The sequence below is a fragment of the Sphingomonas sp. Leaf5 genome (assembly GCF_001421155.1).
Taxonomy (GTDB): domain Bacteria; phylum Pseudomonadota; class Alphaproteobacteria; order Sphingomonadales; family Sphingomonadaceae; genus Sphingomonas.
This window is the reverse complement of record NZ_LMJZ01000015.1, coordinates 36196-45967: the sequence shown is the minus strand read 5'-3', so window position 1 is coordinate 45967 and position 9772 is coordinate 36196. Positions and strand designations below refer to the sequence as shown.

The following is a 9772-nucleotide window of genomic DNA, read 5'->3' as shown; positions in this document are numbered from 1 at the left end:
CAAGCCGCCGCCCACATGTCCCTTCATCTACATCAACAATGTCAAATAGCACTCCCTGCTCCAAACCCCTAAGGTCGAAGCGCCAGCAAGCCGGCGATAGAGAGACCGGAACACATGGCACCAACCATATGGTCAGCACCAGGTCCCGGATAAAAAGAGCAACTCGCTATCCGCGTCAGCGGCACGATCCGAAGATCAGCGAGGCGACCGGCGGGAGAAGCGAAGAGCGTCTCGTCGTCCGGTGAAACTGCTTATATGGGCGGCTTCAGAAGGCGTCAACAACGTTTTCGCATTTTTTCCGGTTCCATGTGATTTTGCGATCCAGCGTGCCGTTTCCGGGCGATTGTGGCGATATCGGCGCGCCCTTCCCCCTCTCCACCGACAGCGTCATAAGGCGGATGATAGTATCTTTTGAGAGGATCAACCCGTTGACCGCCGCTCCCTTGCCGCCTTCTCATGATCGCATCTGGACGCTGGATGCGATCCGGCGGTTGGAAGCCGATTTCTGCCGGTCGGCGGATACGCATCTGATCCGTGTCGAGCTGCCGGCCACACCGGGCATCACCCTCTATCTGAAGGACGAATCGGTCCATCCGTCCGGCAGCCTGAAGCATCGGCTCGCCCGTTCGCTGATCCTGTACGGGCTGTGCAACGGATGGATCGGCCCGGACACGGTATTGGTCGAGGCGACCAGCGGGTCGACCGCGGTGTCGGAAGCCTATTTCGCGCGGTTGATCGGGTTGCGGTTCATTGCCGTCGTCCCGCGGACCATCGCAAGTGCGAAGATCGATGCGATCCGGTTCCAGGGCGGCGAAGTGCATTTCGTCGATGATCCGCGCGACGTATATGCGGCGGCACAGGCATTGGCCGACGCCAGCGGCGGCCATTATCTGGACCAGTTCACCTATGCCGAGCGTGCCACCGACTGGCGGGGCAACAACAACATCGCCGAATCGATTTTTGCCCAGATGGCGAAGGAGGATTCGCCCGAGCCGAGCTGGATCGTGTGCGGGGCCGGGACCGGCGGCACGTCGGCGACGTTGGGCCGCTTCATCCGCTATGGTCGGCATGCGACGCGGCTGTGCGTGGCCGATCCGGCGGCATCGGTCTTTCACCGCCATTATGCCGACCCGACGATCCATACGGTCGAAGGCGAATGTTCGTGCATCGAAGGCATCGGACGGCCGCGGGTCGAGGCGAGTTTCGTGCCCGCCGTCATCGACCGGATGATCGCCGTCGACGATGCCGACAGTATCGGCGCGATGCGGGCGATCAGCGCGCGGCTCGGGCGGCCGGTCGGCGGATCGACCGGGACCAATATCGTCGCCTGCGCCACGCTGATCGCGGAAATGGCGGCGGCGGGGCAGCGGGGATCGGTCGTGACGATCCTGTGCGATTCGGGGCTGCGCTACGGCGATACCTATTATGACAACGACTGGCTGGCGGCGCGTGCCATCGACTGGCGGCCGGCGGCGACGCGGTTCGCGGCGTTGCTCGGCCATCCGGCATGACCCCGCTCAGCATCACCGATCTGTTCACGATCGGAATCGGGCCATCGAGCTCGCACACCGTCGGACCGATGCGCGCCGCCCACGCCTTTGCGACGATGCTGGAGGAAGACGGCATCGCGCCCGAACGGGTCCTGTGCGACCTCTATGGATCGCTGTCGCTGACCGGTCGCGGCCATGCCACCGACGTCGCGATCCTTCTGGGGTTGGCGGGTGCGACGCCCGAAGGGGTCGATCCCGATGCGGTGACGGCGATGGTCGCCGCGATCTACGCCGACTGCTCGATCGACCTTATGGGGAAACGGCCGATCGCATTCGATCCGGCGCGCGACATCGTCTTCCATCCCGGCTTCCTGCCCGGCCATCCCAATACGATGGCGTTCATGGCCGTCCTTGCCGACGGCAGCCGGATCGTGCGGCGCTATCATTCGATCGGCGGCGGCGCGATCCGGGCCGAGGGCGAGACGCCGCCCCGGCTGAACCTGACGCTTCCCCATCCCTTTGCCAGCGGCGCGGAACTGCTGACGCTCTGCACCGACACCCGCCAGTCGATCGCCGAGATCGTCGCTGCCAACGAAAGCGCATGGCGGGCGGAGGCGGAGACACTCGGCTTCCTCAATGCGGTGCGATCGGCGATGCTCGCCTCGATCGATCGCGGCTGTACCAGGCGCGGCGAACTGCCCGGGGGCCTGCGGGTGCAGCGGCGGGCGCGGGCGATTCGCGAGAAACTGCTCGAACGCGGGCCGCGCACCGATCCCAGCGTCGTGTTTGAATGGGTCAGCCTATGGGCATTGGCCGTCAACGAAGAGAATGCGGCGGGCGGCCGCGTGGTCACCGCGCCGACCAACGGCGCGGCGGGGGTGATCCCGGCGGTGCTCAAATATTACGAGACGTTCGTCCATGGATCGACCCGTGCCGGGGCGCAGGCGCTGTTGATGACGGCGGCGGCGATCGGGTTTCTCTACAAGCAGAACGCGTCGATCTCTGCGGCCGAGATGGGATGTCAGGGCGAGGTCGGCGTCGCCTGTTCGATGGCCGCCGCTGGGCTTGCCGCGGCCCTTGGCGCGACGCCGGCACAGGTCGAGAATGCCGCCGAGATCGGCATGGAGCATAATCTGGGCCTGACCTGCGATCCGATCGGTGGGCTGGTGCAGATCCCGTGTATCGAGCGCAATACGATGGGCGCGATCAAGGCGATCAACGCCGCCTATCTGGCGCTGCACGGCGATGGTCGCCACATCGTCAGCCTCGATCAGGTGATCGAGACGATGCGCCAGACCGGCGAGGATATGAAGAGCCAGTACAAGGAGACCAGCCAGGGCGGCCTGGCGGTCAATGTCGTCGAATGTTGAAGGATTTACACTTGTCCCAGCTTCCCGATTTCGCCGCGATCACCCCGACCGTGATCGCACCCACGCTCGACACGCTGCTGGCCGAGCGCGATGCCGTTGCCGAACAGGCCAAGGCGGCGCGCCCCGGCTTTGCCGAGACGTGGTTGCCGGTCGAGTCGGCGGACGTCGCGATCGACGATTTCTGGTCGACCGTCTGGCACCTGCATGCTGTCGCCGACACGCCCGAATTGCGCGAGGCACATGCGGCGGGACAGGCGGTGCTGACCGCGCGCGGGATCGCGGCGCAGCAAGACCGGGCGATGTTCGACACGCTGCGGACGCTGGCGGTCGCGCCCGAATTCGCCGAGCTGGACGATGCCGACCGGATGGCGGTCGAACGGTCGATCCGCGACCGCACGCTGGCCGGCGTCGCGCTGGACGATGCCGATCGCGCGCGGTTCAAGGAGGTCGCGACCGAATTGTCGGCGCTCCAGACCGCATTCGCCAGCGCGGTGCTCGACGCGACCGATGCGTGGACGCTGCACGTCACCGATCCAGCGCGGCTGACCGGATTGTCGGACGCGGATCAAGCGATGATGGCGGCGGCGGCAACGGCACGCGAGCTGGAAGGCTGGGTCGTGACGCTGCAACAGCCGAGCGTCGTCGCCGTCCTGACCTTTGCCGAGGATCGCGACCTGCGGGCAGAGGTCTATCGCGCCTTTGGCACACGCGCGTCGGATCAGGGGCCGGACGCGGGCAAGTTCGACAATGGCGACCGCATCCGCCGCATCCTGTCGCTGCGGCACGAGGCGGCGACGCTGCTGGGCTTCACCGATCCGGTCGCGCGGTCGCTGAGCACCAAGATGGCACCGGATGTGGCGGAAGTGCTGGCGTTCCTGCGCGACCTCGCCAAGCGGGCGCGGCCGCATGCCGAGGCGGAGATGGCGGAACTGCGCGGCTTTGCCGCCGAGCATCTGGGCATCGCCGACCTGCAACCGTGGGACATCGGCTTCGTAAGCGACCGGCTGAAGCGGCATGCCCATGCCATCGACCAGTCGGTGGTGAAGCAATATTTCCCGGTCGACCGGGTGCTTGGCGGGTGGCGCGAGCTGCTGGACCAGTTGTTCGGGCTGACGCTGACCAAGCGGAGCGACGTCGCGACCTATCATCCCGATGCGTATTATTACGATGTCGCCGACGGCAACGGGGTGTTCGCCGGCCTCTATCTCGACCTGCATGCGCGGGCGGGAAAGAAGGGCGGCGCGTGGATGGCCCCTGCCCGGCCCTATCGCGCCGATCCGGCGGACGGCATCCCGGTCGCCTATATGGTCTGCAACTTCGCGCCGACCGGGGGGGCGACGCCGCTGCTCAGCCATGACGACGTCGTCACGCTGCTGCATGAGACGGGGCATTGCCTGCACCATTTGTTCACCCGCGTGCCGCGACCGGACATTGCGGGCACGACCGGGTTCGAATGGGACGCGGTCGAGTTGCCGAGCCAGTTGCTGGAGGATTTCGCATGGGAGCCGTCGGTGCTGTCGGCGATGTCGGGCCATGTCGAAACCGGCGAGCCGCTGCCGGGCGACCTGTTCGAGCGGATGCTGGCGGCGCGGCGCTTCGGGTCGGGCATGTTCCTGTTGCGGCAGATCGAGTTCGCGATGTTCGACCTGTTGCTGCACCTCGGCACGCAAGGCGACGACCCGATCGCGGTGATCGAGGCGGTGCGCGACGAAGTGTCGGTGGTGCGGCCGCCGGCATGGCATCGCTTCCCCCATGCCTTTTCGCATATCTTCGCCGGGGGCTATGCGGCGGGATATTACAGCTATCTTTGGGCGGAGCTGCTGGCGGCGGACGGCTTTGCCGCGTTCGTCGAGGCGGGGACGGTCGACCGGGCGACCGGCGACCGATTGCGCGAGACGGTGTTGAGCCAGGGCGCGGTGCGGCCCGCGATCGAACTGTTCCGGGCGTTTCGCGGGCGCGATCCCGATCCGGCGGCCATGCTGGCGCGGCATGGGTTGGTTTGACCGGGTCAAAGGTCACAAAAGTCACACTCGCCCGCGTTTTGGTGCTGGTCGGTTTTGGTTCGCGCGAAGGCGCTAAGGCACGAAGAAGAAGGTCGTTTTCACGCGGAGGCGCGGAGACGCGGAGGGTTGCGATTGTTGCAAATCGTTCGCAATCGGGAGACGTCGCGCTCGCTGATACCGTGGGATGAGGCCGCTGGCGCGGGGGAGGTTGCAGCAAGCGCACCTCCTCCGCGTCTCCGCGGCTCCGCGCGAACCCCTAATTTTCTACCTTCGCGCCTTCGCGCCTTCGCGTGAAAAACAGGAATGAGAAAGAACGGCAGCGATCCTGCCTGCCCGCGCGCCTGTAGGACAGTGTTTTCAATTCTCAGCGAACACCGCGCGTTTGGCGGCGGCGATGGCGCGGCCCAGCTCCGGGATCGGGACGTCGGTCAGGGTGATGCGCAGGGTCCGCCCCCTGCCCGGCGTCACTTCGGCTTGGCCTTCGGGCAGGTCGACCGCGATCGGAGCGTCGGGCACGAAATCGGGGCGGTGGGCGATGGTGACCGTGATCGGCGCGGCTGGATCGGGAAGCGTACCTTCGCGGCGAAGCGCCGAGGGAGCGCGGGCGAAGGCGGACTGGAAAGCCTCGTTGAAGCGGCGGACGCTGCCATAGCCGGCGGCGAAGGCGATGTCGGTCAGCGGCAGGCGGGTGTCGTGGACCAGATGCTTGGCGAGGTGGAGGCGGCGGGTCGCCTCGATCGCGAGGGGGGTCAGCCCCAGATGTTCGACGAACAGCCGGCGCAGATGGCGGTCGCTCATCCCCAGCCGATCGGCCAGCGCGGCGACGCTCCCTTCCGCCAGCGCGCCGTCGTCGATCAGGCGGAGCGCACGGTGGATCGAGGCGAGCGTACCGGCCCATGCCGGACTGTCGGGCGCGGTTTCGGGCCGGCAGCGCAGACACGGTCGATAGCCCGCCGCCTGCGCCGCCGCCGCGCTGGCGTAGAAGGTGACGTTGTCGCGGATCGGCGTGCGCGCCGGGCAGACCGGGCGGCAATAGATGCGCGTCGTGTGGACGGCAGTGAAGAACAGCCCGTCCTGCGTCGGATCGCGGCGTTCGATCGCGGCATAGCAATGGTCGGGGTCGAGCATGGCGGCGACCTTATCGCCGCTGCGCAGCGCGACTAGCGGAAAACGGACATGGGCGTAGCGTCGTGTCCGGTTTCCGCTGGCAGTCGGTCGAACGCCGGGCCAGATTGCCGGCATGATGACGCTGTATGAGGAATTGCTGCCCAGCCCGGTCGGCACGATCACTATCCTGACCGATGGCGACGGGGTGTTGCGGGTGCTGGAGTTCGAGGATTTCGGTGCGCGGATGGAACGGCTGTTGCGGCTGCACTATCGGCCGGGCGGGTGGCGGGTCGTGCCGGCGGTGCGGACCAGCGACGCGATGCGGGCGATGACCGCCTATTTCGCGGGCGACGTGGCGGCGATCGACGGGCTGCCGACCGCGACGGGCGGGACCGACTTTCAGCGTTCGGTGTGGCAGGCGTTGCGCGATGTCGGCGCGGGGCGGACGGTCGCCTATGTCGATATCGCCGCCGCGATCGGGCGGCCGAGCGCGGTGCGCGCGGTCGGGCTGGCCAATGGATCGAACCCGATCGCGATCGTCGTGCCATGCCACCGGATCATCGGACGGTCGGGGGCGCTTACCGGGTATGGCGGCGGGCTGGAGCGCAAGCGATGGTTGCTGGCGCATGAGGGGGTCGGGCTGGTTTAGGATTTCTGGTTCACGCGATGGCGCGAAGGTCGTGAAGGGAAGAAGATAGGATTTCGCGCAGAGGCGCAGAGGCGCGGAGGGGTTGCGCTCGATGCAGCGTCCACCGCATCAGCGGCTTCAACATTAGCTGCCAAGGACGATAGGTCTCCCGGTCGCGCGCCGATCGCCCGGAACGAAACCCCTCAGCGCCTCTGCGCCTCCGCGCGAACATCTATCTTCTTCTCTTCGCGACCTTCGCGCCTTCGCGTGAACCAATCTACCCGATCAGACCAACGCCGCCGCCAAATCCGAACCCGGTGCCAGCGCGGCATAGGCCCGCTCCACCGCCGCCACGAACACCGCATCCTCGCCCAGATCGCCGAACACATCGCGCATCGCCAGCAAGGCCGCCGGCTCCCCGGCCCGCGCCAGCAACGCATCGGCGCGGGGATCGACCAGCTTTTCACCGCTCGCCTTGCGCAGTTCGAGGAAGCGGAACCATGCGGCGATCGGCACCGCCAGCCGGTCGACCGGACGCCCCGCCGCGCGCGCATCGCGGATCGTGTCGCACAGACGATAGGGCAGCTTTTGCGAGCCGTCCCATGCGATCTGCGCCAGTTGGTGCGCGATCGCCGGGTTGGCGAAACGCGCCAGCACCGCGTCGATATAAGACGACAGGTCCATTTCGGCGGGCGGCTGGATCGAGGGGGCAATGTCCTGCCGCATCAGCCGTTCGGCGAAGGCGGCAAGCGGCCGGTTTGCCATCGCGTCGCGGACGGTGGCGAGGCCCATCAGCAGCCCGACATAGGCGAGCGTCGAATGCGCGCCGTTCAACAGCCGCAGCTTGGCGTTTTCGAAGCCGCGCACGTCGCGGGTGAACTGCACCCCGGCGAGGTCGAGCGGCGGGCGGTCGCCGGCGAAATCATCCTCGATCACCCATTGCGCGAAGCCTTCGCGCTGGATCGGCCACGCATCGTCGACGCCGGTGGCGGCGCGGACCGATGCGCGCAGCGCGTCATCGGTCGCGGGCGTGATCGAATCGACCATCGTCGAGGGGAAGCGGACGTGATCGTCGATCCACGCCGCCAGATCGGGATCGCGCGCGGCGGCGAGGTCACGGATCGACCGGCGGAAGCGGTGGCCGTTGTCCGCCAGATTGTCGCACGACATCAACGTGATCGCCCCGCCCCCCGCCGCCCGGCGCGCGGCGAGACCGGCGACCAGCCAGCCCGACAGCGTCGATGGCTCCGCGCCGGTCAGTTCACGAACGATCGCCGGATGGTCGAGATCGAGCGCGCCGGTGCCGTCGAGGTGATAGCCCTTTTCAGTGACGGTGGTCGTGACCAGCCGGGTGGTCGGCGCGGCGATGCGCGACAGCACCGCGTCGCGGCGGTGCGCGGTCAGCAATTCGGTGATCGATCCGATCACCCGGTAGCGGGTCTCGCGGTCGAGCAGCGCCAGTGTGTAAAGGCCATCCTGCGGCCCGAGCGCATCGGCGACCCCGGTCGAATTGAGCGCGACCGCACTGATCGCCCAACGCGGGTCTGCGCCAAGGATGCTGTCGACATAGGCCGCCTGATGCGCGCGGTGGAACGCGCCGGGGCCGATATGGACGATGCCCGCGGTCAGCGCGGTGCGGTCATAGGCCGGGCGGGCGACCGTGGCGGGCAGGTCGTTCAGGGTCGGGTTGGACAGGTTCACAGCTTGTACGCCTGCTTGACGAGGCCATAGGTCAGGTCGTGCGCGACCTCATGCGCGTCGGCTTCGTCCAGCCGGTGTTCGGCGACCAGCCGGGCGAGGAAGCCGCAATCGACGCGGCGGGCGACGTCGTGGCGCGCCGGGATCGACAGGAAGGCGCGGGTATCGTCGTTGAAGCCGACCGTGTTGTAGAAGCCGGCGGTCTCGGTCGTCATCTCGCGGAAGCGGCGCATCCCCTCGGGCGAATCATGGAACCACCATGCGGGGCCGAGCTTCAGGCACGGATAATGGCCCGCCAGCGGGGCGAGTTCGCGGGCATAGGTCGATTCGTCGAGCGTGAAGAGGATGATGGTCAGTTCGGTCGAGGTGCCGACCACGTCGAGCATCGGCTTCAACGCGGCGACATAATCAGTGCGGGTCGGGATATCGGCACCCTTGTCGCGGCCGAACGCTTCGAACAGGCCGCGATTATGGTTGCGGAACGATCCGGGGTGGATCTGCATCACCAGCCCGTCCTCGATCGACATGCGCGCCATTTCGGTCAGCATCTGCGCGCGGAATAACTCGGCATCGGCGGCGTCGGCGGTGCCGGCGATGACCTTGGCGAACAAGGCTTGCGACTCGGCGGGGGAAAGGTTGGCGGTGCGGGCGGTCGGGTGGCCATGGTCGCTCGACGTCGCGCCGGCGGCGATGAAGTCTTGCCGGCGCTTGCGGTGCGCGGCGAGATAGCCGGTCCAGTCATGGACGTCCTCCCCCGTGAGCTCGGCGAATTTGGCGAGCGCGGGGCGAAAGGCTTCGTGTTCGCAGTCGATCACCGCGTCGGGGCGATAGGCGGTGACGACGCGCCCGCTCCAGCCGCTCTCCCGGATCGCGCGGTGATGGTCGAGCGGGTCGTCGGCCCCTTCGGTGGTGGCGATCAGTTCGATGCCGAAGCGGTCGAACAGCGCGCGCGGGCGATAGGCGTCGGTCGCCAGCAATTCGCCGATCCGGTCGTAATAGCTATCGGCGTTGGCGGCGGTCAGCGCCTCGTCGAACCCGAATACCGCGCCGAACACATGGTCGAGCCAGAGGCGTGACGGGGTGCCGCGGAACAGATGCTGGTTGGCGGCGAACAGTCCCCACGCCTTGCGCGGGTCGGCGACGATGGTGCCATCACGGCGCGGCACGGCGAGGTCGTCGAGCGCGACGCCCTGACTGTAGAGCATGCGGAAGATATAATGGTCGGGCGACAGCAACAGCTCGGTCGCGTTGATCCATGGCCGGTCGGTCGCGAACCATGCCGGGTCGGTATGGCCGTGCGGGCTGACGATCGGCAGGTCGCGGACGGCGGCGTACAGCTCGCGCGCGATGCCGCGCGTCGTTGGATCGGCCGGGAACAGGCGATCGGGGTTCAGCAGCAGGGCAGCCATGCGCGGTTCTCCTTGTGCCCGGTCTCTTCGTGGATTGTGCCAGCGGTGGCAATGGCCTATTTCCGTG

The 9772-nt window shown here is 67.3% G+C and carries 7 protein-coding genes; 4 read left to right on the top strand and 3 right to left on the bottom strand.

Going from position 1 to position 9772, the window contains the following annotated elements; translation table 11 throughout:
• Positions 1–428: 428 nt before the first annotated feature.
• Genes ASE50_RS11065 through ASE50_RS11055 form a run of 3 tightly spaced genes read left to right on the top strand, consistent with a single transcriptional unit; the run spans position 429 to position 4863 of the window.
• Positions 429–1511: a PLP-dependent cysteine synthase family protein gene (locus ASE50_RS11065; RefSeq protein ID WP_235512299.1), complete on the top strand. Its 1083-nt coding sequence runs from the start codon at positions 429–431 to the stop codon at positions 1509–1511.
• Entirely contained in the window at positions 1508–2860 is a 1353-nt protein-coding gene (locus ASE50_RS11060) for an L-serine ammonia-lyase (protein WP_156347400.1), read from the top strand. The genes ASE50_RS11065 and ASE50_RS11060 overlap by 4 nt, the downstream gene beginning before the upstream one ends.
• Positions 2854–4863, top strand: coding sequence for a M3 family metallopeptidase (locus tag ASE50_RS11055; protein WP_056400059.1), 2010 nt, complete (start codon positions 2854–2856; stop codon positions 4861–4863). The genes ASE50_RS11060 and ASE50_RS11055 overlap by 7 nt, the downstream gene beginning before the upstream one ends.
• Before the next feature lie 357 nt (positions 4864–5220).
• Here the strand turns inward: ASE50_RS11055 and ASE50_RS18285 are convergent, their stop codons facing one another.
• On the bottom strand, positions 5221–6105 hold the full coding sequence (locus ASE50_RS18285) for a bifunctional transcriptional activator/DNA repair enzyme AdaA (RefSeq protein WP_082438975.1): 885 nt from the start codon (positions 6103–6105) through the stop codon (positions 5221–5223).
• Between ASE50_RS18285 and ogt the strand changes: the two genes are divergently transcribed.
• On the top strand, positions 6104–6619 hold the full coding sequence (gene ogt / locus ASE50_RS11045; RefSeq protein WP_056400056.1) for a methylated-DNA--[protein]-cysteine S-methyltransferase: 516 nt from the start codon (positions 6104–6106) through the stop codon (positions 6617–6619). The genes ASE50_RS18285 and ogt overlap by 2 nt on opposite strands.
• Before the next feature lie 264 nt (positions 6620–6883).
• Here ogt and ASE50_RS11040 read toward each other — a convergent pair whose 3' ends face one another.
• Both ASE50_RS11040 and uxaC read right to left on the bottom strand, forming a co-directional pair.
• A complete protein-coding gene (locus ASE50_RS11040; protein ID WP_056400051.1) occupies positions 6884–8299 on the bottom strand; it encodes a mannitol dehydrogenase family protein in 1416 nt (471 codons plus the stop codon).
• Positions 8296–9705, bottom strand: coding sequence for a glucuronate isomerase (uxaC, locus tag ASE50_RS11035; protein WP_056400045.1), 1410 nt, complete (start codon positions 9703–9705; stop codon positions 8296–8298). Before uxaC ends, ASE50_RS11040 begins: the two co-directional genes overlap by 4 nt.
• Positions 9706–9772 lie beyond the last annotated feature (67 nt).